24 protein-coding genes are annotated in these 24790 nt (G+C 59.6%); 16 read left to right on the top strand and 8 right to left on the bottom strand.

What is annotated here, in order from left to right:
* Window positions 1-111: 111 nt before the first annotated feature.
* Complete coding sequence (gene rph, locus HDF08_RS14375) at window positions 112-879, bottom strand: ribonuclease PH (RefSeq protein WP_218884712.1); 768 nt, start codon at window positions 877-879, stop codon at window positions 112-114.
* A 335-nt stretch (window positions 880-1214) separates the two neighbouring features.
* On the opposite strand from rph, the gene HDF08_RS14370 reads away from it, so the two are divergent.
* From HDF08_RS14370 to HDF08_RS14330, 9 genes are all read left to right on the top strand, one after another.
* Entirely contained in the window at window positions 1215-2189 is a 975-nt protein-coding gene (locus HDF08_RS14370) for a sensor histidine kinase (protein ID WP_179639326.1), read from the top strand.
* Window positions 2174-3805, top strand: coding sequence for a sigma-54-dependent transcriptional regulator (locus HDF08_RS14365; RefSeq protein WP_257031144.1), 1632 nt, complete (start codon window positions 2174-2176; stop codon window positions 3803-3805). Before HDF08_RS14370 ends, HDF08_RS14365 begins: the two co-directional genes overlap by 16 nt.
* Before the next feature lie 233 nt (window positions 3806-4038).
* Window positions 4039-4299, top strand: a complete 261-nt coding sequence (locus HDF08_RS14360) for a ubiquitin carboxyl-terminal hydrolase 14 (RefSeq protein WP_179639325.1) — start codon at window positions 4039-4041, stop codon at window positions 4297-4299.
* A gap of 17 nt (window positions 4300-4316) precedes the next feature.
* A complete protein-coding gene (locus tag HDF08_RS14355) occupies window positions 4317-5549 on the top strand; it encodes an acyltransferase family protein (RefSeq protein WP_257031143.1) in 1233 nt (410 codons plus the stop codon).
* Window positions 5550-5649: 100 nt separating this feature from the next.
* Window positions 5650-5874: a CDGSH iron-sulfur domain-containing protein gene (locus tag HDF08_RS14350; protein WP_179639324.1), complete on the top strand. Its 225-nt coding sequence runs from the start codon at window positions 5650-5652 to the stop codon at window positions 5872-5874.
* A gap of 116 nt (window positions 5875-5990) precedes the next feature.
* The gene (locus HDF08_RS14345) at window positions 5991-8162 is read left to right on the top strand and encodes a CocE/NonD family hydrolase (protein ID WP_257031228.1); all 2172 of its coding nucleotides are present in this window, start codon (window positions 5991-5993) and stop codon (window positions 8160-8162) included.
* Between the two features lie 21 nt (window positions 8163-8183).
* Complete coding sequence (locus HDF08_RS14340; protein WP_179639323.1) at window positions 8184-8744, top strand: NUDIX domain-containing protein; 561 nt, start codon at window positions 8184-8186, stop codon at window positions 8742-8744.
* Between the two features lie 73 nt (window positions 8745-8817).
* Window positions 8818-10209, top strand: a complete 1392-nt coding sequence (locus HDF08_RS14335) for an amidohydrolase family protein (protein WP_257031142.1) — start codon at window positions 8818-8820, stop codon at window positions 10207-10209.
* A gap of 160 nt (window positions 10210-10369) precedes the next feature.
* Window positions 10370-11947, top strand: coding sequence for an AsmA family protein (locus tag HDF08_RS14330; RefSeq protein WP_179639322.1), 1578 nt, complete (start codon window positions 10370-10372; stop codon window positions 11945-11947).
* Between the two features lie 3 nt (window positions 11948-11950).
* Here HDF08_RS14330 and HDF08_RS21750 read toward each other — a convergent pair whose 3' ends face one another.
* The 6 genes from HDF08_RS21750 to HDF08_RS14305 all read right to left on the bottom strand — a co-directional run bounded on the left by HDF08_RS21750 (window position 11951) and on the right by HDF08_RS14305 (window position 16764).
* On the bottom strand, window positions 11951-12076 hold the full coding sequence (locus HDF08_RS21750) for a hypothetical protein (protein WP_257031141.1): 126 nt from the start codon (window positions 12074-12076) through the stop codon (window positions 11951-11953).
* Between the two features lie 103 nt (window positions 12077-12179).
* Window positions 12180-12941: a COG4280 domain-containing protein gene (locus tag HDF08_RS14325; RefSeq protein ID WP_218884710.1), complete on the bottom strand. Its 762-nt coding sequence runs from the start codon at window positions 12939-12941 to the stop codon at window positions 12180-12182.
* Window positions 12942-13059: 118 nt separating this feature from the next.
* Window positions 13060-14304 carry a vWA domain-containing protein gene (locus HDF08_RS14320; protein ID WP_179639321.1) on the bottom strand — a complete coding sequence of 415 codons (1245 nt, stop codon included), beginning with the start codon at window positions 14302-14304 and terminating at the stop codon, window positions 13060-13062.
* 9 nt (window positions 14305-14313) lie between these two features.
* Complete coding sequence (locus HDF08_RS14315; RefSeq protein ID WP_179639320.1) at window positions 14314-14733, bottom strand: hypothetical protein; 420 nt, start codon at window positions 14731-14733, stop codon at window positions 14314-14316.
* A 70-nt stretch (window positions 14734-14803) separates the two neighbouring features.
* Window positions 14804-16348, bottom strand: coding sequence for a sigma 54-interacting transcriptional regulator (locus HDF08_RS14310; RefSeq protein WP_179639319.1), 1545 nt, complete (start codon window positions 16346-16348; stop codon window positions 14804-14806).
* Window positions 16349-16452: 104 nt separating this feature from the next.
* Window positions 16453-16764: a tetratricopeptide repeat protein gene (locus HDF08_RS14305; RefSeq protein WP_179639318.1), complete on the bottom strand. Its 312-nt coding sequence runs from the start codon at window positions 16762-16764 to the stop codon at window positions 16453-16455.
* Window positions 16765-16891: 127 nt separating this feature from the next.
* Here HDF08_RS14305 and HDF08_RS14300 point away from each other — a divergent pair, with 127 nt between their 5' ends.
* From HDF08_RS14300 to HDF08_RS14270, 7 genes are all read left to right on the top strand, one after another.
* Complete coding sequence (locus HDF08_RS14300) at window positions 16892-17413, top strand: acyl-CoA thioesterase (RefSeq protein WP_179639317.1); 522 nt, start codon at window positions 16892-16894, stop codon at window positions 17411-17413.
* Between the two features lie 102 nt (window positions 17414-17515).
* Entirely contained in the window at window positions 17516-18349 is an 834-nt protein-coding gene (locus HDF08_RS14295; RefSeq protein ID WP_179639963.1) for an Mrp/NBP35 family ATP-binding protein, read from the top strand.
* Window positions 18350-18536: 187 nt separating this feature from the next.
* On the top strand, window positions 18537-19613 hold the full coding sequence (gene hrcA / locus HDF08_RS14290) for a heat-inducible transcriptional repressor HrcA (protein WP_179639316.1): 1077 nt from the start codon (window positions 18537-18539) through the stop codon (window positions 19611-19613).
* 451 nt (window positions 19614-20064) lie between these two features.
* A complete protein-coding gene (locus HDF08_RS14285) occupies window positions 20065-20649 on the top strand; it encodes a nucleotide exchange factor GrpE (RefSeq protein WP_179639315.1) in 585 nt (194 codons plus the stop codon).
* Window positions 20650-20985: 336 nt separating this feature from the next.
* Window positions 20986-22134 carry a molecular chaperone DnaJ gene (gene dnaJ / locus HDF08_RS14280; protein ID WP_179639314.1) on the top strand — a complete coding sequence of 383 codons (1149 nt, stop codon included), beginning with the start codon at window positions 20986-20988 and terminating at the stop codon, window positions 22132-22134.
* Between the two features lie 221 nt (window positions 22135-22355).
* Window positions 22356-22589: a hypothetical protein gene (locus HDF08_RS14275; protein ID WP_179639313.1), complete on the top strand. Its 234-nt coding sequence runs from the start codon at window positions 22356-22358 to the stop codon at window positions 22587-22589.
* The gene (locus HDF08_RS14270; RefSeq protein WP_257031140.1) at window positions 22589-23797 is read left to right on the top strand and encodes a permease; all 1209 of its coding nucleotides are present in this window, start codon (window positions 22589-22591) and stop codon (window positions 23795-23797) included. The genes HDF08_RS14275 and HDF08_RS14270 overlap by 1 nt, the downstream gene beginning before the upstream one ends.
* A 7-nt stretch (window positions 23798-23804) precedes the next feature.
* Here HDF08_RS14270 and HDF08_RS14265 read toward each other — a convergent pair whose 3' ends face one another.
* Window positions 23805-24578 carry an RsmE family RNA methyltransferase gene (locus tag HDF08_RS14265; protein ID WP_179639312.1) on the bottom strand — a complete coding sequence of 258 codons (774 nt, stop codon included), beginning with the start codon at window positions 24576-24578 and terminating at the stop codon, window positions 23805-23807.
* Window positions 24579-24790: the final 212 nt, after the last annotated feature.

The following is a 24790-nucleotide window of genomic DNA, read 5'->3' as shown; positions in this document are numbered from 1 at the left end:
GGATTGTCCTGCCGGACGGGCTGCCTGCGCGGCAGGCGGTCACTTCGTGACTTGTATACCTTTTTGGGGTTGGGTAGGTGCCTGGGTCCTCCCTTTGGTCGGGATGATTGTTTAACTTATTTGGTTCAGGATTTCACGCTGTGCTGCGAGGAGTTCGTGAATGCCCTTTTCAGCGTAGTCGAGCATCTGGCCTAGCTGAGTGCGGGTGTAGGAGTCGTGTTCGGCAGTGGCCTGGGTCTCGACGAGGCCACCGTTGGCCAGCATGACGACGTTCATGTCGACGGCGGCGCGGGAGTCCTCTTCGTAGGCGAGGTCGAGCAGAACATGGCCGTCGACGATGCCGACCGAGGTGGCGGCGACCATTTGTTTGAGTGGGGATGTTTTCAAGGTGCCAGCCTTGAGTAGCTTGCCGAGAGCGAGTGCGAGGGCGACGCAGGCCCCGGTGATGGCTGCGGTGCGGGTTCCGCCATCGGCCTGGAGGACGTCGCAATCGAGGATGATGGTGCGCTCGCCGAGAGCTTTCATGTCGACTACGCTGCGGAGGGAACGGCCGATGAGGCGCTGGATCTCGTGGGTGCGGCCGCCGACCTTGCCGCGTTCGCTCTCGCGTGCGGTGCGGGTGAGGGTGGCTCGTGGGAGCATGCCGTACTCGGCGGTGACCCAGCCGCGGCCGGAGTTGCGGAGCCAGCCGGGGACGCCCTGCTCGATGGTGGCGTTGCAGAGGACGCGGGTGTTGCCGGACTCCATGAGGACGGAGCCTTCGGCCATGGCGATGTAGTGCGGGGTGATGCGGACCTGGCGGAGGGCGTCGGCAGAGCGGTGGTCGGGGCGGAAGATCTGGGGGGAGGGTGTGGCGGTGGTTACGGTGGTTACGGACATGGGGGAATTATAGTTGCGGGGTTTTGCGGGGGGATGGAGCGGTGGCGTGTGAGTCCTTTGGGGGAGTGTTCCGAAATGGGATTGGTTCCATAATGGGAAGCTGAATTTGGAGCTGAGTTTTGTTGAGGATTTGCGGGAGAGTGAGGATCTCGCGTTGGCTCGGTTCCCATATTGGAACGGTGTCTGATTTGGGCGGGCGAGGGGATTTGAGGTGTTTTGGATTGATGTGGAATCACTTAGGAAGGGAGTTCCAGTTTGGCACTTGAAGTGATTACAGGAGTGCATCTGCTGTAGGTTACTAAGCAGGAGAACGGTGGATTTAGAGAATGCAGGCAATGCAGAGCAGTACTGCCTCGGGGCCAGAGAGTTATTCAGGGAAGTTTGCGGCACTTCGCCACGTGACACGCCAGATGGGTCTTGGTGGGTTGGCGATGCCGACGGTGCGCAAGACGGTGGATGCGCCTGCTGCCGCGGAGGTGGCGGCGATTGCGGGCGTGGCGATTGCGGGTGTGGCGGAGGGCGCGGGACTGGCGCATGACGCGGGGAATCTGCTGGGGGCGCTGAGTCTCTACTCTGACTTGCTGGCGCTGCCTGGAGTGCTGCATGACGAGCATAAGGAATATGCCAACGAGTTGAGGATGTTGAGCGATCGCAGCTGGGCGATGATTGACCGGCTGGTGAATCATGCGCGGGCGGGCCGGGCGACGAAGGGGTTGGGTGAGTTTGCCGTGCTGCCGGATGTGGTGGATCGATGCAGAGGGCTGCTGAGCCGGGTGGCGGGGCGGACGGTGGAGATCTCTTATGGTGTGGGCGCGTTTCAGGCGGTGAAGGTGCCGGTGGAGTCGGTGGAACGGATACTGACGAACCTGGTGAAGAACGCAGCGGAGGCGACGCCTTGGGTGGGAGCGATCTCGATCCATGTGGAGGGCGTGCTGCAGGAGGGAGAGAACGAAGGCGAGGAGCCGCGGCGCAGGGTGGTGATGACGGTGAGCGATCGTGGCTGCGGGATGGATAAGGCTGCGGTGCGGAGGTTGATGCAGGCTGGCGGGATCTCTTCTGCGAATGGGAGGGGGCTGGGCTTTCGCGTGGTACGGGAGCTGGTGGCTATCGCGGGTGGAGTTGTGAGTATCGACAGCCAGCCGGAGGTGGGGACGAGCATCTCGGTGGAGTGGAGTGCGATGAAACGGCTGGACGCGGTGGTCGAGCAGGAGAGGTTTGAGATAGAGGAGTTTGAGATGACCGAGAAGCGCATGAATGATTCGACGGTGAAGATGGTAGTGCGGGGAGAGGCAGGATGGATCGCATGCTAAGGACGGGTTTCGAGACGGCGGGAGCGGGAACCAGTAGCGCAGGAGGTGTTTCGGTGTTGAGCGAGAGAACGAATAGTGAGCGGAGAAGAGACGATGGGGGAGCGGATTCGCCATCGGGAGTGCTGGTGGGCGTGTCACCGGTCTTGTCGACGATTTCGGCGCCGGATGCGAGAGCGCATGCGGTGAGCTCTGCAGAACATCTAGGGCTGCTGCATGTGCTGGTGGTCGATGATGATGAGGCAGTGCGGAAGGCTTGCTGCGAGATTGCTGCGGGGATGGGATTTGAGGTGGTGGGTGCCGAGAGCGCTACGGCGGCGCGGGCGATCCTGAAGCAGAGGCGGATTGATCTGTTGCTGCTGGATCTGAAGCTGCCGGGTGGTGGCGGGCTGCCGCTGCTGGAGCAGGTAAAGGCGCTGCATCCGGAGATGGCGGTGATTGTGATGACGGCGTTTGCTACGGTGTCGTCTGCGGTGGAGGCGATGCGGATTGGTGCGGGAGACTATCTGACCAAGCCGTTTGCGCTGGAGGAGTTGACGGCGGTGCTCGAGCGTACCGGGCAGCAGCTGCACATGGATGTTCAGAGCCGGCAGCTTCGCGAGAGGCTGAGGACCCAGCAGGGGATGGGTGGGCTGGTGGGCCGGTCTCCGGAGATGGAGAAGCTGTATCGGATCTTGTCGAAGGTGGCTTATTCGACGCATCCGGTTTTGATCCTGGGCGAGAGTGGGACGGGCAAGGAGTTGGTGGCGCGGTCGATCCACTTCAATGGGCCGAATGCGGCGAAGCCGTTTGTGCCTGTGGACTGCGGGTCGCTGGTGCCTACGCTGATTGAGAGCGAGTTGTTCGGGCATGTGAAGGGGGCATTCACGGGAGCGGATCGCGCGAAGGAGGGACTGCTGGCCTCTGCCGAGGGCGGGACGGTGTTTCTGGATGAGATTGGCGAGTTGCCGCTGGATCTCCAGGCGAAGCTGTTGCGGGCACTGCAGGAGAAGGAGGTTCGGCCGGTGGGGGCGACGCAGGCCAGGCCGATCTCGGCGCGGGTGCTGGCGGCGACCAATCGCGACCTTGCGACGATGGTGGAGCAGGGGCGGTTTCGCAAGGATCTTTATTTTCGTTTGAACGTGGTGAATCTCAGGATTCCTCCGCTGCGGGACCGGCGCGAGGATATTGCGGTGCTGGCGACGCACTTTCTGAAGCAGATGGAGAAGGAGACTGGAGTGGAGAGAAGCTTCTCGGACTCGATGCTGCGGACGATGGCGGAGTACGACTGGCCGGGCAATGTGCGGGAGTTGGAGAATGCGATCGAGCGGGCGTGTGCGCTGTCGTCGGGGCCGGTGCTGCATCTGGGCGATCTGCCGACACAGCTGCAGAACTTTCGCATGCAGCAGGGGCCGGCGATCCATGCGGTTGAGGAAGACGGAATGGGGCGGGAGACGGTGGGCGCTTCGCAGGGCGGCGGGATCGTGTCGATTGCGGAGATGGAGAGGCAGGCCATCCTGGGGACGATTCGGCAGTTGAAGGGCGATAAGCTGATGGCGGCGAAGCTGCTTGGGATCGGGAAGACGACGCTGTACCGGAAGCTTAAGGAGTATGGGATTACGGAGGGGATGGGGGATTAAAGACTTGTCCTGCCGGACGGGCCCACTTCGCTGGAGCGGCCACTTCGTGGCGGGTATACCCTTTCGGTTGGCGCTCCCGTTGGTCGCGAAGGAAGATAATTCCGACCAACGAGAGGACCACGCGAAGCTCTAAAGAGGCGTGCGAACGCCCGCGCTCCGCGCAGGAGGCCCGTCCGGCAGGACAGCTTCTACGCAGCCTCTTAGAGATAGAATCAGGCGAAGGCGGTGCGCGAATGGAATGTACTCATCTGGATCAGATTCGTAAGGTGAAGCCGTCGGCTAAAGGCTGTGAAGAGTGTTTGAAGATTGGCAGCAGCTGGGTGCATCTGCGGATGTGCCTGGAGTGTGGGCATGTGGGGTGCTGTGATTCGTCTCAGCACAAGCATGCGACCAAACACTTTCACAAGACACAGCATGCGATCATGCGGTCGGTTGAGCCGGGCGAGAGCTGGGGCTGGTGTTATGTGGATGAGATGGAAGTTGATGTGGTGTGATTGAGGGCTCTTGTCTTTTGAGTAGGGATGAGCAGGGATCGAACTTGAGGGTGGGGAGACAGGCTTCGCTGATCTGGTCGCGTCTGGATGGGGTGGATCTTCTTCGCGGCGTGGCCATTTGCATGGTGCTGATGAATCATGTCAACATGCGACTGCTTGGGGCGAATGTTCCCTACACGGATGGGCTGCCGCGGCAGCTTGTGTCTTCGCTGGTCTGGAATGGTCAGTTCGGTGTTCAAATCTTCTTTGTGATCTCCGGATTTCTGATTACCTCGACAACGTTGCGGCGTTGGGGTTCAGTGTCTGCGGTGAATGTGGGGGACTTTTATCGGTTGAGGTTCGCTCGCATCGCGCCTCTGATGGTGCTTGTTTTGGTGATCCTCAGTCTTCTTCACTTCGCGGGTGTCAAAGACTTTGTTGTTTATCGGAAGACAGGCGGGCTGGGGCGTGCTCTCGTCGCGGCGCTTACCTTTCATGTCAATCTGCTTGAGGCGCGAAGAGGATATCTACCTGCGAGTTGGGACATTCTATGGTCACTGTCGGTCGAAGAGATGTTTTATCTTGGTTTCCCGCTGGCTTGTAGAGTGTTTCGTCGCGTCAGCTTGCTCTCTGCTTTGCTCTTTGTCTTCGTCCTATTGGGACCCTTTGCGCGGTCGCAGCCCTTCAACCATAATCCGGTTTGGAGAGAATATTCGTACCTTGGTGGCATGGACGCGATCGCGTTGGGATGCCTGACGGCACTGCTCTCTGCGAAGGCACGTCTTTCCAGTACGACGCTGCGAGTACTTGGCACCGCTGGAATGATGATGTTGGTCTTTGTCCTCTGCTTTTCCGTCATCGCGCATCGTTGGGGGCTGGGCCGTACCGGGCTTGATATGACGGTGCTGGGCCTGGGTGTTTGTATGATGCTGGTCGTGGTTGCGCAGACGCGGTGGCAAGCGCCGAGATCTCTTGGTCCTATGGTGCTCATGGGGCGATTGAGTTATGAGGTCTATCTGACGCATGTTTTTGTTGTCTTGAGTCTTTTTCATCTTTTTCTGATTGTGGACAAACCAGTTCGGGCTGTTCCGGTGATGTTCCTTGCTGTTCTGCTGCTTTCGGGGGCGCTGGGAGCATTTGTCTCGCGGGGGTATTCAGAGCCGATGAATCGTTGGCTTCGAGCGCGCTGGGTGAAGGATGAAACGAGAGTTGGCTCGGTTCTCCAGGCAGAGGCGATGATTGTGAAGAGCAATGATGTTCTCTCGCTGTAGCGATGAGAGTAGAGGATCGGCCTCTTCTAGGCTGAGCGATGTGGCTGCCACGATTTTGCTATGCTGAACGCATCCTTTGTAAGAGAGAGAGTAACGAACGATGTCAGAAGAAGCGGTAAAGATTACGGTTCGGCCCAATGGACCGCTGCGGGTTGAAGGACATATTGTTTTGAAGGACGCAGATGGCAAGGAGTGGGATCTAACGGGGAAGCCTGCGATCTCGCTTTGCCGCTGTGGGGCCAGTGAGAAGCGGCCGTTTTGTGATGGATCGCATAATCGAGTGGGCTTTCAGTGTGCGGCTGGTCCTGAAGCAGTTCTGACCTAAATTAGGCCGCAGATTTCATTTGAAGAGATGGGCGAGTCTCACTTGATCCGTTCTCTTCCTGAGGATTCTGCGGTTTTTATTTTTCGTGCAATGATTTCACTTTGAGGTTGAGCTTGATGAAGATTCGTGGCTACTGTGCTTTGGTTCTTTCCGGATGGTTGATGGCTTCGGTGGCTGTGGGGGCGGCGCAGGAGGCGCAGACTGCTGAGAAGCATCATGCGATTACTCTGCCGGTTGGCGCGCTGGATGAGTACGTGGGGCAGTATCGGGATGAGGTGGAACCTGATGTGGTGAGCTCGGTGTATCGCGAGGAGGACAAGCTCTACATCGAAGGCGTGCGGTGGGCGCGATTGGAGCTGCAGGCTGAAGCGGCCGATCATTTCTATGCGAAGGGGCTGCGGATTGTGTTTGCGCGGAGTGCCGCTGGTAAGGTGTCTGGTTTGACTAGCACATATAGCGAACGTGGCGAGCGAGGCGTGGAAACGAAGGAAGAGCGCTTCAGTCCGGTGGGAATTCGGTTGAACCACTTCAGGGAGTACACGCGCAGTGAGGCGATGATTCCGGTGCGCGATGGGGTGAAGCTGCATGTGGTGATTCTGCGGCCGGCGGGGTCGGAGGCGACTGGAGAGGCGTTGCCGTTTTTGATGCAGAGGACGCCGTATGGGACTTCGTGGGCTTCGTCGGCTGCGGTGAATGGCAGCAAGCCGGAGCTGGCGGCGAGCGGATACATCTTTGTATTTGGCGATATTCGCGGGCGGTACGAGTCGGAGGGGAAGTTTGTGATGAACCGCGCGATCGTTGCGCATACGACGAAGAACGATGTGGATGAGACGACCGATACGCGTGACACGATCGACTGGTTGCTGAAGAGTGTGCCGAATAATAACGGCAAGGTGGGGGTGCTGGGGGTCTCGTATCCGGGGTTTTTGGCGATGTCGGCGGGGATTGAGGCGCACCCGGCGGTGAAGGCAATTTCGCCGCAGGCTCCGATGACGAATGTTTGGATGGGAGACGATTTTTTTCATAACGGGGCGTTTCGCGAGACGTATGGCTTTGACTATGTGCAACAGTTAGAGGCACAAAAGACGGATGCGCGGGTTGAGAGCAAGGAAGACACCTTCGATTTCTTTTTGCACCATGTGAACTTTGCCGGGGCTGCCGATGCGGTGAAGATGGAGAACCTGCCGACGGCGAAGATATTTCTGACGCAGCCTGCTTATACGAAGTTCTGGCAGGATATGGCGGTGGAGAGGCATCTGACGAAGGTGGAGGTGCCGACACTTGAGGTAGGTGGATGGTGGGATCAGGAGGATATGTGGGGGACGCAGGCGGAGTATGCCGCGTTGAAGCCGCATGATGCGAACGATGAGGTGTTCATGGTGCTGGGGCCGTGGAACCATGGTGGGTGGGGGCCGACGACGCGGCATCTTGGGGTGCTGGATTTTGGAGCGGCTACTGGGGATCAGTACAGGAAGACGATGGAGGCTCCTTTCTTTGAGAGGTATTTGAAGGGGCGCGGCGGGTTTGACCTGACGGGCGTGGCGAGCTTCCGGACTGGGGTAAATAAGTGGGAGCGGTATGAGGCGTGGCCTCCGAAGCAGGGGTTCAGAGAGGCGAAGCTGTTTTTGAATGCTGATGGAGGGTTGTCGAGGGATACGCCTGCGGCTGCCGGGAAGGCTGCGGCCAGCTACAACGCAGATCCCGCGAATCCTGTGCCGTATCGGAATCGGCCCATTCAATCGACGTATGGAGATGGATCGAAGTGGCGGACGTGGCTGGTGGAGGATCAGAGGTTTGTAAGTGGGCGGAAGGATTTGGCGAACTTTTCATCGCCGGTCCTGGAGAAGGATGTCACTGTGACGGGAGATGTCGTCGCGGATCTGTTTGCTTCGACGACAGGGACAGATGGTGACTTTGTGGTGAAGTTGATCGATGTTTATCCGGACGATGCGCCGGCGCCGATGGCGGGGTATCAGTTGATGATTGTGGATGAGATCTTTCGCGGGCGGTATCAGAAGAGCTTTGAGACGCCAGAGGCTTTGACGCCGGGAAAGGTGACTGAGTTCAGGTGGAGTCTGCATGGGGCGGATCATACTTTTTTGAAGGGGCACAAGATGATGGTGGAGGTGCAGTCCAGCTGGTTTCCTCTGTACGATCGGAACCCGCAGACGTTTGTGCCGAATATCATGACGGCTCCCTCGAGCGCATACCAGAAGCAGACGGTGACGATCTATGGATCGGGGGAGTATCCGTCGCATCTGGAGTTTTCGGTTCCTGACGGGGACTGAGTGGTGGTGGACGGGGGTGTCGTGGCGATAAAGACAATTAGCAGCCGGGAGGTCTATCGGAATCCGTGGACCAGGGTGCGCGAAGATGTGATCGAACGGGCGAATGGTAAGCGGGGGATCTATGGGGTCGTCGATAAGGATCCGGCTTGCATTGTGATTCCGCTGGAGGTGGGAGCGGAGGGTGAGTTTGTATATCTGATTGAGCAGTTCCGGTACACGGTGGGGGCGCGGCATTGGGAGCTACCGCAGGGCGGGTGGGAGTTGGCCGAGGTGGTGCCGGAGGAGTTGGCTCGGGGAGAGCTGCGGGAGGAGACCGGACTGACGGCCGAGCGTATGACGCTTCTGTCGACGCTACAGATTGCGTATGGAGTGATGAACCAGAGGCAGTATGTGTTTTTGGCTGAGGGGCTGACGATAGGCAAGGCCGACCCGGATGCTGAGGAGAGCGATTTGGTGGTGAAGCGGGTGAGCGTGGTGGAGTTCGAGGCGATGATTCTCGAGGGTACGATCGTGGATAACTGCTCGGTGGCGGCGTGGGGGCTGTATCGGCTTTGGCGGGAGCGGCGGGAGCTGGAGCTGTAATACCTGGTTACGAGAAGAGGTTGCTTCAAGAGCCTAGTACCTTCGCTTTGATGTTTGCATCTAAAAGTTCACCATGACTCTGCGGATGAAGTTTGTTCTGATTACTTTTTCTTTAGGCGGTTCCGTCGCGCTTGCGCAGCAGGGAGCTGCGTCGAACGTGCCTGGGAGGCAGTCTCCGGCGCAGCAGGTAGTGGTGCTGCGGAACGCGCGGGTGATTGACGGCACGGGTGCGGCGCCGCGGGAGCATGTTTCGTTGCTGCTGCGGAATGGAAAGATTGAGCAGATTGGTGGCGGCGAGATGGCTGCGCCGGCGGGAGCGCAGGTTCGGGATCTGACGGGAAAGACGGTGATGCCGGGGCTGATCAGCGCCCACTCGCACCTGGGTTTGCTGGTGGACGATGCGGAGTCTTCTGCTGCCGGGTATACGCGGGAGAATGTCACCGCGCAGCTGAAGCAGTATGAGCGATACGGTGTGACTGCGATCCTGTCGCTGGGCTTGAATCGCGATCTGGTGTTTGTGTTGCGGGATGAACAGCAGGCGGGACGATTGGGCGGTGCTTCGATCTTTACTGCTGGGAGGGGGATTGGAGTGCCGGAGGGGGCGCCTCCGCTGCCTGCGGCCGCGGATCAGATCTATCGTCCGGCAACGGAGAAGGAGGCGAGACGGGCTGTCGATGAGATGGCGGCACAGCGTGTGGACATCATCAAGATCTGGGTGGACAAGCTGCATGGCAAGTCACCGGAGATGACGCCGGAGATCTACAAGGCCGTGATTGACGAGGCGCATAAGCGGCATGTGCGTGTGGCCGCGCACGAGTATGCGTTGGAGGATGCGAAGCAGCTTGTAGCGGATGGTGTGGATGTGCTCGCGCATTCTGTTCGGGACCAAGTGGTGGATGATGCGTTTGTGCGGGCGATGAAGCAGCATCGTGTCTGGTATGTCCCTACGTTTACGGTGGATGAGTCGGCTTATATCTATGCGGACGATCCTGCTTTCATGAAGACGACCTTCTTTCAGCAGGCCGCGGGTCCGAAGCTGTTGGCGAAGTTCAGCGCGCCGGGGTATGGGGAGAAGATCGGTCAGGATCCGCAGACGGCGCAGCATAAGAAGGACTTCGACGTGGGGCAGCAGAACTTGAAAAAGTTGTTTGATGCCGGCGTGAGTGTTGGGTTCGGAACGGACTCGGGCGCGTTACCGGGACGCATTCCAGGGTTTGCGGAACATCACGAGCTTGCTTTGATGGTGAAGGCGGGGCTTACTCCTCTACAGACTATTACAGCGGCTACGGGAGGAAATGCGAAGCTGCTGCATGCGACCGATCGCGGAACGATTGAGGTCGGCAAGCGTGCCGATCTGCTGGTGCTGGACGCGGATCCGCTGGTTGACATCGGCAACACGCAGAGGATCTTCGCGGTGTATCACGATGGGCACAACATCGTCGATCTGCCCTCGCTTGTGAAGTAGCACAGGGCTTGCAGTTTGCCCGCGTGTCTTTTTCGTAGATGGCTTTTGTTTTGTAGTGTCACATAAGTGGCGGCCTGACGGATCGTGTTGGTTTGTTTTTGACCCTGAGCCGCTCTTCAGTTTTCCGCATCAAACCTCACGGAAGTTGTGATCGAAAAACATGAACGAATCGATAAGTGATTTGAAGACTCGGAGGCATCGAGGGGTGTGGGGTTGGATTTTGATCTCTTTGCTGATTGCGGTCATTGTTCTTGCGGTGATCGGCGAGATCGTGGTTCATCGGGCGATGCCGATTTTGAAGGGGCGCGTCATCGAGACGTTGAGCACTCGCTTCAACAGCAGGGTGGAGATGGATGGCTTTTCCGTCTCTGTGCTGAAGGGGCTTGAGGTGTCCGGAGATGGGCTGCGTATCTATCCGCAGGACGAGGTGGTTGCGGCTGGGGCTAAGGATGCTCTGATATCGCTTGGTCACTTTTCGTTTCATGCGAGCCTGTCGGGCTTGTTTGTGAAGCCGATGCATGTGGGAACGGTGCATGTTGCAGGTATGGCGATTCACATTCCGCCGCGAGAGATGCGGCAGCAGGCGCCGAAGGGACAGCGACATCTGGGCAAGATCAAGATCCTGGTGGATGAGATTGTGTTCGACGATTCGAAGCTGATCATCGGGACGATCAAGCCGGACAAAGAGCCGAAGGAGTTCGAGATGAGCCGCATTGTGATGCGGAACGTTGGGCCGGATGCGCCGTGGAGGTACGATGCGACGCTGGTGAATGCGATTCCGAAGGGCGATATTCATGCGACGGGAACGTTTGGGCCGTGGAATAACGAGAGCCCGGGCGACTCGACTGTGACGGGAAGATACACGTTCGATCATGCGGATTTGAATACGATCAAAGGGATTGGCGGGATGCTGTCTTCGGTGGGTGAGTTTGGCGGGCAGTTGAACAGGATTGTGGTGGATGGGACGACGGAGACGCCGAACTTTTCGCTGGATACGGCGAATCATCCGGTGCCGCTGCATACGAAGTTTCATGCGATTGTAGATGGGACGAGTGGCGATACGTATTTGCAACCGGTAGAGGCACGATTGGGCAGGTCGGAGTTTACGTGCAGCGGAGCGGTGGTGAATGTGAAGGGTAAGGGACACATTATTGATCTCGATGTGAATGTGCCGGCGGGGCGGATACAGGATTTTTTGCAGCTTGCGGTGAAGACCACGCCGGTGGTGATGACAGGTCGGCTGCAGATGAAGACGAAGCTGCATATTCGTCCGGGGCCGGAGAGCGTGGCGAAGAAGATCGGATTGAAGGGTGGCTTTGTGCTCGAGCAGATTCATTTCTCCAATCCCGAGATAGAGGACAAGGTGGATATGTTGAGCCTGCGGGCGCAGGGAGATCCGAAGGCCGCGAAGCCTGGTGCGGAGGACGTGCCTTCCGAGATGGTGGGAGAGTTTGTGATGGATGCTGGGCGGCTTAGTTTCAGCAAACTGAACTACAGCTTGCCCGGAGCGGATGTGATGCTGGCGGGAGAGTACACGCTGGATGGAGAGCGCTTCGAGTTCGCGGGGAAGGTGCGGACCAAGGCGAAGGTGTCGCAGATGGTGGCTTCGAGGTGGAAGTCGATTCTACTGAAGCCGGTCGATCCATTCTTCAAGAAGGATGGGGCAGGTGCTGTGATTCCTGTGAAGGTGAGTGGGACGAAGTCAGCACCGAAGTTTGGGCTGGATCTGCATCACTAGAAGTTATTTGAGAGTGCGCCGCCTGGAGAAGCGGGTGGCGCTTTCGATCAGGATGAGGGCAAGTCCGAAGAAGAGGATGGGGCCTGACCATGCGGAGGCCTGTCCGAGGTGGGGCGAGAGAGTTCGCACGATAAGGAGCCAGAGGAGGATGGCGAGGGCGAAGCTGCTGTCGTCGACGAAGAGGCCGAAGATCTCGCGGAGGATCGTTTTGATCGAGTTCAGGGCGGTCTCCTTATGGGATTGATGGCTCGGTTTGCGAGCGACTGCGGCAGAGGGGAACCATCGCCAGGGCTAGGAGCAGGTAGGCTGCAATGAGGGCGAGGATCGACCAGTCGGCTGCGGGCCAGTGGAGGTCGAGGCCTTCGCCCACCCAGAAGGTTCCGAAGGCAGAGAGCAGGATGCCGACGAGGAACTTGAGGGTGTTTTCGGGGACTCGCGCGAGGGGGCGGTGAAGGATGAGGCCGAGGGCGATGACGACGAGGAGCGCAGCCACTGCGCCGAGGCTGGCGGGGAGGAGCGTGCCGGCGCGGCCTGCACCGATGGCGATGACGATGAAGACGACTTCGGTGCCTTCGAGCATGGTGATGTTGAAGGCGGCGGCGAAGGCGATCTTGTCCCAGGCGGTGGGGAGGTTGGCGTGCCGGCGCATGGCCTCCGTGTTCTTGGAGAAGGCAGCGGCTTCGTCGTGAAGAGGGATGAGGCCCGCGGCTCTGAGGATGGCTTTCCGCAGCCAGCGCAGGCCGAAGAGGAGCAGGAGAGTGCCTACGGTGAGTTGAAGGAGGTGTAGCGGGATGTGGGTGAGGACGTTGCCGAGCGCTGCGATGATGAGGAGGAGGACGGCGATGGCTGAGGCGCTGCCGATGAGAGCGGAGCGCCAGCCGCGGACGCTGCCCACGGCGAGGACGACGGTGAGGGCTTCTACGCACTCGACGAGGGAGGCCAGGAAGGAGGCTGTGATTGAGGTGCCGATATGTGCCCAGCCTGTGCCCATCATTTTCCTTTTGATGATGTTAGCTGATAGTTGTCCTGCCGGACGGGCCCGCTGCGCGCGGCGCGGTCACTTCGTGACTGGTATACCGCTTCGCTTGGTCCTCCCGTTGGTCGGAGGGAGTTTAATGCACGGTTTTCATGCGGCGGGACATGAAGTCCATCAGGAGATAGTTGCCTAGATTTTCGGGGGTGGTGAAGTAAGCTTTGCCGCGGCACATCGCGCTGACCTGCTGGACGAACTGCACGAGGGAGAAGTCGCTGGCGAGCATGAAGGTGTTAATCATGATGTTGGAGCGCTTGCAGCGGGAGACTTCTTCGAGGGTCTCGGAGATGACGAGGGGGTCGAGACCGAAGGCGTTCTTGTAGATGCGACCGTCGGGGAGGGTGAGGGCGGAGGGCTTGCCGTCGGTGATCATGACGATCTGCTTCATGTCTTTATTCTGGCGGGCGAGGATACGCTGCGCCATGCGAAGGCCTTCGCGAGTGTTGGTGTAGTGCGGGCCGACCTTGACGCGGGAGAGTTGTGAGACGGGGATCTCTTCGGCGGTGTCGTGGAAGAGGACGAGGTTGAGGGTGTCACCGGGGAATTGGGTGCGGATGAGGTGTGAGAGGGCCATGGCGACGCGCTTGGCGGGGGTAAAGCGGTCCTCACCGTAGAGGATCATCGAGTGGGAGCAGTCGAGCAGGACGACGGTGGCGCAGGAGGATTGGTAGTCGGACTGATGGACGTGGATGTCGGAGTGGTAGATGTTGAGCGGCGCATGCTCTTCGCCTTCGATGGCGGTAGCGAGCCCTTCGCGGGCGAAGACGCTTGAGAGGGTGGCGGTGATGTCGAGATTCAGGGTGTCGCCGAACTCATAGAGCTTGCTGCTGCCGTTAGTCTCGACGCCGGCGGCTTCGTGGCGAGTGTCGTGACGGCCAAGGTTGGATTTGCCGAGGGGGCCGAGGAGTTCGCGTAGGGCTTTGTAGCCGAGGAAGTCCATGCCCTTGTCGGTGACCTCGAAGCGGGCGTCGCCGTCGCCGTCGCCTTGTTCGCCCTGGCCTTGCTGGGGCATCTCGGCGTTGATAAAGTTCTGCTCCTGCATCTTCTGGATGATCTGGTCGATGAGTTCTTCGACCTGTTCTTCGGAGAGGGCTTCGTATTTTTCCTGGGCTTCATCGTCGAAGAGTTCGCCGGAGTCGAGGGCTTGGCGTATGGCTTCGCGGAGGTTCTCCATGGTCTGGTCGCCGTCGAACTCCTGGAAGCGGGACATGGGGTCGTTGAAGCCGGAGTCGAGCAGAAAGTCAGAGAGGGCCTGCATGAGGTCTTCGAGGCCGAAAGAGGAGGCGAGGTCGCCGGTGAACTTTGTGTATCGGACGCGCTTCATAGTTTTCGCCTAGTGGACCCAGCGGGTGTTGACGACGGTGAGTTGCGGGCAGCCTGCCTTGGCTGCGAGCTGTTTGTCGGTGAGTGCGGGTGCTTGCGACTGCTGCCTGATCTTCGATTGAAACGACTTGATGTCGTCGAAGCGGAAGACCTGACAGCCGCGCAGGAAGTCGACCACGTCGCCGGTGGTGGGGTCGATGGAGTACATGCGGACTAGATGGGCTTTTTTGTAGATGCCGATCGAGTCGAAGCCGTCATCGGTGTCGGGATGCATGGGGTCGAGGGTGTAGTCGGGGTCGCTCAGGGGCCAGCCTTCGTCGTGGGCGAGGATGGTGGCGATGTCGTTGAGTTGATCCGCAGAGAGGTGCGGGCGCGCCTTCTCCGGGGGAGCGGCGAAGGCAAGCAGCGCGAGGGTGGATGTCAGGAGCATAGTTTGAGCCGTTACGTGAGGAAAGCCCGAATCTACCTTGAGCTTTCCTCATGCGGGTAGAGAAGTGCTTTTAATTGAAGCCGCGGCGGGTGCGCTTGGCATAGTCGTCACGTTCGATCTCGCGGTCGCGCATCTTTTCGGCGTACTGCGAGGCTTGGTCGTTACGGGACTTCTTTTCGGCGGCGCTGAAGGCGCGCTCTTCGGTGCGGCTAAGACGCTTGTGGGCGTACATGCCTTCGAGGAGAAACTCGGCGGCGCTTACGGTGATCTCGGGTTTGGACTTTGAGTTGATCTCGAGCGGTGAGAGTTTTTCGATGAGGCCCTGAATCTGTTTGAGCTCTTCGAGAGAGCCGCTGGAGGGCTGCTCGTCGTTGAGCTGGACGGTGCCGCCGAGGTTGAACCACTGCTCGATCTGCTGGGTGTTGGTGGCGGCGAAGTACTTGTCGAAGACGTTCGCTACACTGGTGCGGATGATCTCGCGAATGACGGTGTCGGCTCCGCGCATCTCGCCTTCGTACTCCAGTTCGATCTTGCCGCTGATGCCGGGGAGTGCGGTGTAGATGTCGCCTACCCGGGGGACGGCTATGGTTTCGTCGTGGAGCAGGGCGCGGCGTTCGGCGTTTGAGACGACTAGCTCCATTGTGGAGATGGGAAGACGCTGCGAGACACCGCTGCGCTTGTCGACCTTCTTGTCTTCGCGTGCGGTGAAGGCGATCTGTTCGACGATCTGGCGGATGTAATGAGGGATTTCGATCTTGGAGGCTGGGCGTGAGGACCAGGCTTCCTGCGCGGTGATGGCGATGCCTTCTTCGACATTTTCTGGATAGTGAGTGCGGATCTCGCTGCCGATGCGGTCTTTGAGCGGGGTCACGATCTTGCCGCGGGCGGTGTAGTCCTCGGGGTTGGCGGAGAAGACGATGGCCACGTCGAGCGGGAGGCGGACGGGGTAGCCTTTGATCTGCACATCGCCCTCCTGCATGATGTTGAAGAGAGCGACCTGAATCTTTCCGGCGAGGTCGGGGATCTCGTTGATGGCGAAGATGCCGCGGTTGGCGCGGGGGAGCAGGCCGTAGTGCATGGTGAGTTCGCTGCCGAGATCCTGATTGCTGCGGGCGGCCTTGATGGGATCTATATCTCCAACCAGATCGGCTACTGTCACGTCGGGGGTGGCTAGCTTTTCGACGAAGCGGTCATTTGGTGTAAGCCACGCTATGGGCGTGTCTTCTCCGAGGCGCGCGATGAGGTCGCGGCTGAACTTGGAGATGGGGGCGTAGGGATTGTCGCGGATCTCGGAGCCGGCGATGTACGGGCAGTGCGGATCGAGCAACGTAGTGAGCGAGCGCAGGATGCGGGACTTCGCCTGACCACGGAGACCGAGGAGGATGAAGTTGTGCTTCGAGAGGACGGCGTTGACGATCTGGGGGACGACGGTGTCCTCGTAGCCGACGATGCCGGGGAAGAGCGGGGCCTTGTTGCCTTCCTTCGATTGGGCGGAGGCGCGAAGTTTGGCGATTAGATTTTCACGGAGCTCGTCTTTTACGCTGCGGGCGAGGCGGGCTGGGGTGAACTCGCTTGCGCGGAGAGAGCCTAGGGTGGTCGGGAGTGAGGTCGCCATGTCTAAGTATAGATGTTTGGCGTTGATCAAGGGTTCAGACGCTCTGCGTATGAACAAATGCGCTTGCAAATTTCGATATGAAACTCAAATGCGTTCGTATGGGGTCAGGTGGTGAGGTCGTCGCGGAGGGCTTCCATCTCGGCGAGGGCGTGCTGGTTGTTGGTGCGGTTGGCGGTGGCGATGCCGTGGTGGAGGCGTTCGAGAGCTTCTTTGGTGCGGCCTAGTTTAACGAGGGTCTGGGCGGACATCTGATAGGCGGGGACGTAGTCGGGGCTGTGCTGGATGAGGGTGGTGAACTCGGCGAGAGCGGTGTCGGTGTGGCCCTGGCTGATGTGCTCCATGGCGAGGCCGTAGCGGGCGAAGGCGTTGGTGGGGTCCGCGGTGAGGATTTCAGTGAGAGCGGCGATCTTGTCCATGGATCGATGGTGCTGTGTAGGGGGCCGGGTTGGCAAGTTCTGTGACTTGGATTCTGCTGTGGGCGCGCGGCGTGGCGCGGTGGCATATCTTCAGCAGATCGGTTTGCGGCGATTTAGACTTGTAGGAATGAGCGATCTGGTTTTAGAGCGGACGGTGGCTGAGTCGCAGTCGGAGCGTAGCGAGATTGTATTGCCTGCGGACTCGAATGCGCTGGGGAGCCTGTTTGGCGGGCGTTTGATGCAGTACATCGATCTGGTCGGCGCGATGGCCGCCAGCCGGCATGCCCGGGCATTTACGGTGACGGCGAGTATGGACCATCTGGATTTTGTTGCTCCGGTACGGGTTGGGGAGTTGCTGATCTTGAAGGCGAGTGTGAACCGGGCGTTTCGGACGTCGATGGAGATTGGGGTGCGCGTGATGGTGGAGGATGTGCGGGAGCAGAGATTGCGGCATGTCTCTTCGGCTTACCTGACGTTTGTTGCGGTGGATCGTGAGGGGAATCGGTTAGTGGTGCCACAGGTGGTGCCGGAGACGGAGCATCAGAAGCGCAGGTTTGACGATGCGGGGCGGCGGCGAGAGATGCGGGCGGGAGAGACGCTGAGGAAGAAGGAGATGAGGGCGGCGCTTGGGGCGGGATGGCATGTGTGAGTGTCGACTAAGCCAGCATCGTTCCGCTCTGTGAGCAAAATGCGGGGGTTTTTCGCTTCGCTCAGAATGACAACTTTATAGACGTTTGGATAGGGGATGAGTATGGGACATATGGGAGCAGGAGCACCGCAGGGGCCGCAGCCTTTGCCGGGAGTGGCGCATGTGGTGGCGATTGGCAGTGGCAAGGGCGGTGTGGGGAAGACGACGGTTGCGGTGAACCTGGCGGTCTCGTTGGGCAGGCTGGGGTATCGCGTGGGGTTGATTGACGCCGATATCTACGGGCCGAATGTGCCGATGATGCTGGGCGTGACGCGGCAGCCGAATATTGTGGGGGAGAATCGGATTGAGCCGATTCTGGCGCATGGGGTGAAGTTTATTTCTGTCGGGCTGATCTCGCCTGGGGATAAGCCCATGGTGATGAGGGGGCCGATGCTGCACCAGATCATTCGGCAGTTTCTGCAGCAGGTGGAGTGGGGGGAGTTGGATTTTCTGATTGTTGATCTGCCGCCGGGGACGGGTGATGTGGTGATTTCGCTGGTGCAGACGGTGCCTTTGACGGGGGCTGTGGTGGTTTCGACGGGGTCGGGCGTGGCGCTGCAGGATGCGCGGAAGGCGTTGGAGATGTTTCACCAGGTGAAGGTGGAGGTGATTGGCCTGGTGGAGAATATGTCGCAGATGACATTGCCGGACGGTCAGGTGATCGACGTGTTTGGCGCGGGTGGGACGGAGCGGACGGCGGCACAGTTTGGGCTGGAGTTTCTTGGGGCCGTGGAGCTTGATCCGCAGGTTCGCGAGGGGGGAGATAAGGGGCTGCCGGTGGCGCTGGCGGGACCGGATTCGAAGTTGGCTAAGGGTTTCTACTTGATTGCGGCTAAGGTGGCGGAGAGAGCCAAGGCGATTGCTGCTAAGACGGAGGATGTGCTGGAGATCTCGTAAGTGCCTTGTCCTGCCGGACGGGCCTCCTGCGCGGACGGCGCCCACTTCGTGGGGCGTGTACCTTGTCTGGGTGGATTAGCTGCGTTGGGCCTCCCGTTGGTCGGCTTGAAGAGTGCTCCCGAGCTTCGGCGGTACACCGCGTTATATGCACTTGACGGGTGGCGTAGAGTTAAGGACGGAGGGATGAATGGCGGATGCGGAGCGGGTTACGGCGCGGCAGAGAGCTATTCTGACCGCCATCATCGAGAACTACATCGAGACAGGCGAGCCGGTCGGGTCGGGGACTATTGCTCGTCTACAAAGTGGTGAAAGTGCTGGGCTTAGCCCGGCAACGGTACGGAACGAGATGGCCGAACTGGCGGATGCGGGCTTGCTGGAGCAGCCACATACCTCGGCTGGGCGGGTGCCTACGGCTAGGGCGTTCCGGATGTTTGTGGAGCAGTTGAGTGGCGGGGTGAACCCGAGGATTGATGCGGCGCGTTTGTCGGCTCGGTCGCGTTCGCAGATTGACTCGAGTTTTGTTGGAGTTGCGGGGACGCAGGCGGTGTTGGAGAGGACCTCGCATGTGCTGGCTACCTTGTCGAGCGGGGTAGGCGTGGCCATTGCTGCGGCTGCGGATGGGGACATGCTGGAGCATGTGCACTTTTCGCGGCTGGCTCCGGCGCGGGTGCTGGCGGTGGTGGTAACGCGCAGCGGGCTGGTGCGGGACCGGGTGCTTACGCTCGATAAAGACTTGACTTCGAGGGAGTTAGAGGTTGCAGCAAACTTTCTGAATGATAACTTTCGTGGATGGAGTGTGGAGCGGGTTCGGGCGGAGATTGCGCGGCTGGTGGAGCGGGAGAAGAGCGAGTATCAGAGATTGCTGAATTCTGTGCAGCAGCTTTGGATGAGGGCGGTGCCGGAGGCTGGGGTGCCGCTGCAGACGGTTTATGTGGATGGGGTGGCGAATCTTGTTGGTTCTCAAGAGGATAGGGAGAGGCTGCGAGAGGTTTTGACGGCGCTCGAGGCGAAGCAACGGCTGGTGGAGTTGTTGAATGCCTACATCGATGCGCGGCAGGAGAGTGTGCGGGTGGTGTTTGACCTGGAGGAGCAAGCTCCTGAAATGGCGGGACTTGTGCTGATTGCTGCGCCAGCGCGGATGGGTGGAGAGAGCCGCGGGACGGTGGGCGTGATTGGGCCGAAGCGGATGCACTACGAGAATACGATGAATGCGGTGAGCTATATTGCGCGTGTCTTTGACCGGATGCTGCATTCTGTAGATTGATTTTGGGGAGTGATTTTTTTCTGGCGTGGTCGGGGTGTGGTTTTTGCCGGTGTTTTTAAGAGAATAAGGTGTTTGGACGTGGTGAATTTGTGGTGTGGATGTGGTGTTTTGCGTGGCTGAGTGTGGCTGTTCGCCGCATAGTTTTGAGCGATTAAGAATACGCCAAGGTTTTGAGATTTATTTTCTTGCCGGGTGAGAGGGTACTAAGAACAGACAATGGCTTGACGAGGGTGGAAAGGTACGAGCGTCTTGGCAGGGCGGAGTTCGTCGGGATCCTTCGCTGCGCTCAGGATGACAGCAAAGGCACAACGTCGGGATATGGGCTTTGCTAGCCGAACAAAGGCGAAGACATAACTGGGTTTTGCGGACGGCAAGCGAGGTTTTTAGGATGAATGCCAGGGAGCAGTTCGCGCGATGGGCTCGGATGGGCAACAATGGAAGAGGTAACACGATGAGGAGTTCAAAGAAGATGCAGGATCAGATGGCGGAACAGGAAACGACTGGGCAGGGAACGATGGAGCCGGAGGTGGCTGTGGGTTCTGAGGTTGAGCCGATTAATGAGGTGAGCCCCGCTCAGGCGGAGCTGGAGCAGGTGAAGGGCGAACGGAATCAGCTGCTGGACCGACTAGCGCGGCTGCAGGCCGAGTTCGACAATGCTCGCAAGCGTGAGGCGAAGGAGCGAGCGGATTCGCGGGACTATACGGTTTCAAATACGGTTGAGCCGTTTCTGGGCGTGATGGACAACTTTCAGCTGGCGCTGAAGGCGAATGGGACGAAAGAGCAGTTGCGGGGCGGTGTGGAGCTGATTCTGAAGCAGATGGAAGATGCGCTGAAGGGGTTGAATGTTCAGGCGGTGGAGACGGTGGGGACGCAGTTTGACCCTCGAATCCATGAGGCCCTGGGGAGCATCGAAACCAAGGAGTTCCCGGACCACCAGGTGTTGGAGGAGATTCGGCGGGGGTACAGTATCCGCGAGAAGCTATTGCGGCCGGCGCTGGTGAGGATTGCCGCGAATCCGAATCAGGTTGCGGATTAGGAGAAGAGGGCATACCCCAGGGGCTAAAGCCCCTCGTTTTCTTTTTGTAGAGAGGCCCAAGGATGAAGCCTTGGGGTACCTAGAGGCAAAGACAATTGCAACTGCAACGACAGAAATAAATGCTTGCGGGATGACAGGAAAAGGGCAAGAGCAACGACAAGATGCGGCTGAGTGAAGGCGTACTTTCCCACCCATCGCAGGAACGCGATGGATGGGGCACCCGATGAGTATTGGCCGGTTGGGGATGAGAGTACACCGCAGTAACTGTAAATGAATACCAGCACGCATCAGTCGCAACTGCACGGCAACACAGATTAGAAAGAGACTTTCAGGGATATGGCGACGGCAAACGTGACGAAGGTTGACTACTACGAAGTATTGAGTGTTTCGCGGGATGCGAGCGATCAGGAGTTGAAGACTGCCTATCGCAAGCTTGCCATGCAGTACCACCCGGACCGGAACCCGAACAATCCTGAGGCTGAGGAGAAGTTCAAGGAGTGCGGCGAGGCCTACTCGGTGCTGAGCGATGTGGAGAAGCGCGCGGCCTATGACCGGTATGGTCATGCGGCGTTTCAGAACGGCGGCGGGGCCGGTGGTCCATTTGGTGGTGGGTTCAGCGGCAATCCGCAGGACCTGGGAGATATCTTCGGCGATCTCTTCGGCGAGATGTTCAACATGGGCGGCAATGGTCGCCAGCAGGCTTCACGGGTGCAGCGCGGACGCGATCTGCGGTACGACATGAAGCTGGAGTTTGAAGAGGCAGTCTTCGGCAAGGAGAAGGAGATCACGATCCGGCGGATGGAGACCTGCATCGACTGCAAGGGCTCGGGTGCGTCGCGGGGTAAGGCTCCGGTGACTTGTACGCAATGCGGCGGCCGCGGGCAGCAGAGGTTTCAGCAGGGGTTCTTTTCGGTGGCGCGGACCTGCTCGGTGTGTGGAGGGACGGGGACGCTGATTGTTGATCCTTGCCAGACCTGCAAGGGCGAGACGCGGATACAACGCGAGCACACGATTATGGTGAAGGTGCCGGCGGGTGTGGAGCAGGATACGCGGATTCGCTACTCGGGCGAGGGTGAGGCGGGCAAGTTTGCGGGACCTGCTGGTGATCTTTACGTTGTGCTGAATGTGAAGGCGCACAAGTTCTTTGAGCGCGATGGGGATGATCTGCATTGCGTGATGCCGATCTCGTTCCCGCAGGCTGCGCTGGGGACGGAGCTTGAGATTCAGACGCTGGAGGGTGCGGCGACGATCAAGGTTCCTGAGGGGACGCAGAATGGGAAGGCGTTCAAGCTGAAGGGCAAGGGCGTGCCGCATTTGAACTCGCATGGGAAGGGCGATCTGATCGTGGAGATTCGGGTGCAGACGCCGGGCAAGCTGACCAAGCAGCAGCGGGAGTTGTTGAAGCAGCTGGACGAGATGATGGTGGTGGAGAATACGCCGACGTCGCGTGGGCTGTTCGACAAGGTGAAGGATATGTTCAGCTGAGAGGCAGCGAGTCAGGTGGTCAGCGGGTTAGCTAGTTAGCGGGTTAGCGTAAAAGACGAGCAACGGCAACGCAGGTGCAATGACAAAAGCAACTGCAAGTGCAAGTGCAAGTGCAACTGCAACAGCAGACGCAAATCCCCTTCGGGGATGACAACAAAGAAACTGCGGTCAGCTGGGTTAGCTAGTCAGCTGGAAACTGGTCAGCGCGACGGTGACGTTTTGTGGCTTTGGAGCGAGGATGGGCTTGGGGAGGAGAGCGGTTCGCGCCTGCCGGCGCGAATACCCCACCCTATCGCGATGAGGCCGCGAAAGGATGGGGCACCCGGCTTGGGACGGCTGGCAGGGAGCAAAGGCAGGATGCGGGAGCCTCTCTTGCGCATCTCACTATGAAGCTTTGGTGCTCGGTCGATGACGGCTTTGTGGTGGGGGCGCTGACCGCTTGCTGGATGGGCTAATGTGCTCGACGGGGGTGTGGATGCTGTTGGCGATCTGGCATGCTCTGAGGATGTCGTTGACGATGGGGTGGGAGATTCTTTGGGCGTTGATTCTGGGATTTCTGCTGTCAGCGGTGGTGCAGGCGGTGGTGTCGAAGGAGGAGATGTCCGGGCTGCTGCCGGATGACCGTGCGGGGACAATTGTGAAGGCGTGCGGGCTGGGGGCAGCGAGTTCGTCGTGCTCGTATGCGGCGGTGGCGCTGGCGCGGTCGATGTTCCGCAAGGGCGCGAACTTTACGGCTGCGATGGCGTTTCAGTTTGCGTCGACGAACCTGGTGATGGAGCTGGGGATTCTGCTGGCGGTGCTGATGGGTTGGCGGTTTACGCTGGCGGAGTTTGTGGGCGGGCCGCTGATGATCTGGGTGCTGGTGGTGTTGTTCCGATTGTTTCTGCGGCGCGGGCTGGTGGAGGCGGCGCGGGAGCAGGCGGACCGGGGCGTCGCAGGGCGCATGGAGGGGCATGCGGCCATGGACATGAGCGTGCATGAGGGAACGCTGTGGCAGCGGGCGGCGTCGGAGAAGGGGCGGACGGCGATCAGCCACTTCTTTGTGATGGACTGGGCGTCGCTGTGGCTGGATATCGGGGTGGGGCTGCTGATTGCGGGAGCGTTGGCGGCATGGGTGCCGAAGCAGTTCTGGCAGACGTTCTTCTTTGCGGGGCATCCGGTGCTGGCGAAGTTGTGGGGTCCGCTGGTGGGGCCGGCGGTGGCGGTGGTCTCGTTTGTGTGCTCGGTGGGCAATGTGCCGCTGGCGGCGGTGCTGTGGAACGGTGGGATCAGCTTTGGGGGCGTGATCGCGTTTCTGTTTGCGGATTTGATTATTCTGCCGATTCTGAATATCTATCGTAAGTATTACGGGTGGAAGGTTAGCGCATTCCTGTTTGTGACGTTCTATGCGGCGATGGCGGTGGCGGCGCTGGTGGTGGAGTTTGTGTTTGGGTGGCTGCACCTGATTCCACAGCAGAGGAACGCGCGGGTGATGGAGGAGGCGATCTCGTGGAACTATACGACGTGGCTGAATCTTGGATTTCTGGTGGTGGCGGCGCTGTTAGTGGTGCGGTTCCTGAGGACGGGCGGTCCGGCGATGCTGCGGATGATGGGGGAGCCGCAGAAGACGGGATTGGAGCACTCGCATACGCATCCGGCGGCGGGCGCGGATTCGCATGGATAGGCGTGGATTAGGCGAGGTGGGTGGCGGCTATGGCGATGGCGGCTATGGCGGCGGTTTCGGCGCGGAGGATGCGGGGGCCGAGGGTGACGGGCTGCCATTGATGGGTGGTGAAGAGGGACATCTCTTCGGGGGTCCAGCCGCCTTCGGGGCCTATGGCTAAGGCGGTTTGACGGTCTACCTCCCACCCTTCGCGGTGAGACTGCGAAGGATGGGGCACCCGGTCTTTTGTGGCGGGTGATGCTCCTTCGAGGGCGGCGGTCAGGGTTTGGGTCTGCTCGGTTTCGGATAGGAGGATGCGGGTGGGGGATTTTTCGCTTTCCAGGGCGGACTTCAGTGGGGTGGGGTCGGCGATCTCGGGGATGTCGGTGCGGCGGGATTGCTTGCTGGCTTCGAGAGCTATGCGGCGCCAGCGTTCGGAACGCTTGAGAGCGGATTGCGCGAGGTGCTTTTCGGTGCGGCGGGCGAGGATGGGTGTGATCTTTGCGATGCCTAGTTCGGTGGCTTTTTCGATGGCCCACTCCATGTGGTCGAACTTGAAGACGGCGAGGAGGAGATGGAGGGGGAGGGCGGCGTCGGACTGGAGCTCTTCGTGGAGGGTGAAGAGGACTTCTTTTTCGGAGACGGTGAGGATTTCGGCGCGGTGGAGGAAGCCGTTGGAGACGACGTCGTAGATCTGGCCGGGTTCGGCGCGGAGGACGCGGGCGAGGTGGGCGGCCTGGTCGCCGGTGAGGGATGCGGTGGTAGGGGTCCAGGTGTCGGCGATCCAGCGGCGGCGGGTCATGGGGTTAGTTTACGGTTTTATGGTGGATTCTCATGGGGGGCGGGGCGCTTCGGGCAAAATGCGGATGTCCCTCCACTGCGCTACGCTTCGGTCGGGATGACGGGATTTGTGGTGCGCCCCAGAAGTAAGTTGAGGATTTTGTGGGTGCGTCCCAACGTCAATTGACTCCATTGGTGCGTTCCCCAAGGTTCGTGGGCTGCGTCTCAGGGGGC

It is taken from the genome of Tunturiibacter empetritectus (assembly GCF_013410875.1).
Classification (GTDB): domain Bacteria; phylum Acidobacteriota; class Terriglobia; order Terriglobales; family Acidobacteriaceae; genus Edaphobacter; species Edaphobacter empetritectus.
This window is presented reverse-complemented; position numbering and strand designations above follow the sequence as displayed.

Bases quoted from the DNA above. Each gene is read 5' to 3' on its own strand.
- HDF08_RS14320 (WP_179639321.1), bottom strand. From the start codon at position 14,304: ATGAAGCGCGTCCGATACACAAAGTTCACCGGCGACCTCGCCTCCTCT.
- HDF08_RS14335 (WP_257031142.1), top strand. From the start codon at position 8,818: ATGACTCTGCGGATGAAGTTTGTTCTGATTACTTTTTCTTTAGGCGGT.
- hrcA (WP_179639316.1), top strand. From the start codon at position 18,537: ATGGCGGATGCGGAGCGGGTTACGGCGCGGCAGAGAGCTATTCTGACC.
- HDF08_RS14265 (WP_179639312.1), bottom strand. From the start codon at position 24,578: ATGACCCGCCGCCGCTGGATCGCCGACACCTGGACCCCTACCACCGCA.
- HDF08_RS14305 (WP_179639318.1), bottom strand. From the start codon at position 16,764: ATGGACAAGATCGCCGCTCTCACTGAAATCCTCACCGCGGACCCCACC.
- HDF08_RS14270 (WP_257031140.1), top strand. From the start codon at position 22,589: ATGTGCTCGACGGGGGTGTGGATGCTGTTGGCGATCTGGCATGCTCTG.
- HDF08_RS14325 (WP_218884710.1), bottom strand. From the start codon at position 12,941: ATGATGGGCACAGGCTGGGCACATATCGGCACCTCAATCACAGCCTCC.
- HDF08_RS14295 (WP_179639963.1), top strand. From the start codon at position 17,516: ATGGGACATATGGGAGCAGGAGCACCGCAGGGGCCGCAGCCTTTGCCG.
- HDF08_RS14345 (WP_257031228.1), top strand. From the start codon at position 5,991: ATGAAGATTCGTGGCTACTGTGCTTTGGTTCTTTCCGGATGGTTGATG.
- HDF08_RS14365 (WP_257031144.1), top strand. From the start codon at position 2,174: ATGGATCGCATGCTAAGGACGGGTTTCGAGACGGCGGGAGCGGGAACC.
- HDF08_RS14285 (WP_179639315.1), top strand. From the start codon at position 20,065: ATGAGGAGTTCAAAGAAGATGCAGGATCAGATGGCGGAACAGGAAACG.
- HDF08_RS14370 (WP_179639326.1), top strand. From the start codon at position 1,215: ATGCAGAGCAGTACTGCCTCGGGGCCAGAGAGTTATTCAGGGAAGTTT.
- HDF08_RS14310 (WP_179639319.1), bottom strand. From the start codon at position 16,348: ATGGCGACCTCACTCCCGACCACCCTAGGCTCTCTCCGCGCAAGCGAG.
- HDF08_RS14350 (WP_179639324.1), top strand. From the start codon at position 5,650: ATGTCAGAAGAAGCGGTAAAGATTACGGTTCGGCCCAATGGACCGCTG.
- HDF08_RS14330 (WP_179639322.1), top strand. From the start codon at position 10,370: ATGAACGAATCGATAAGTGATTTGAAGACTCGGAGGCATCGAGGGGTG.
- HDF08_RS14315 (WP_179639320.1), bottom strand. From the start codon at position 14,733: ATGCTCCTGACATCCACCCTCGCGCTGCTTGCCTTCGCCGCTCCCCCG.
- HDF08_RS14360 (WP_179639325.1), top strand. From the start codon at position 4,039: ATGGAATGTACTCATCTGGATCAGATTCGTAAGGTGAAGCCGTCGGCT.
- rph (WP_218884712.1), bottom strand. From the start codon at position 879: ATGTCCGTAACCACCGTAACCACCGCCACACCCTCCCCCCAGATCTTC.
- HDF08_RS14300 (WP_179639317.1), top strand. From the start codon at position 16,892: ATGAGCGATCTGGTTTTAGAGCGGACGGTGGCTGAGTCGCAGTCGGAG.
- dnaJ (WP_179639314.1), top strand. From the start codon at position 20,986: ATGGCGACGGCAAACGTGACGAAGGTTGACTACTACGAAGTATTGAGT.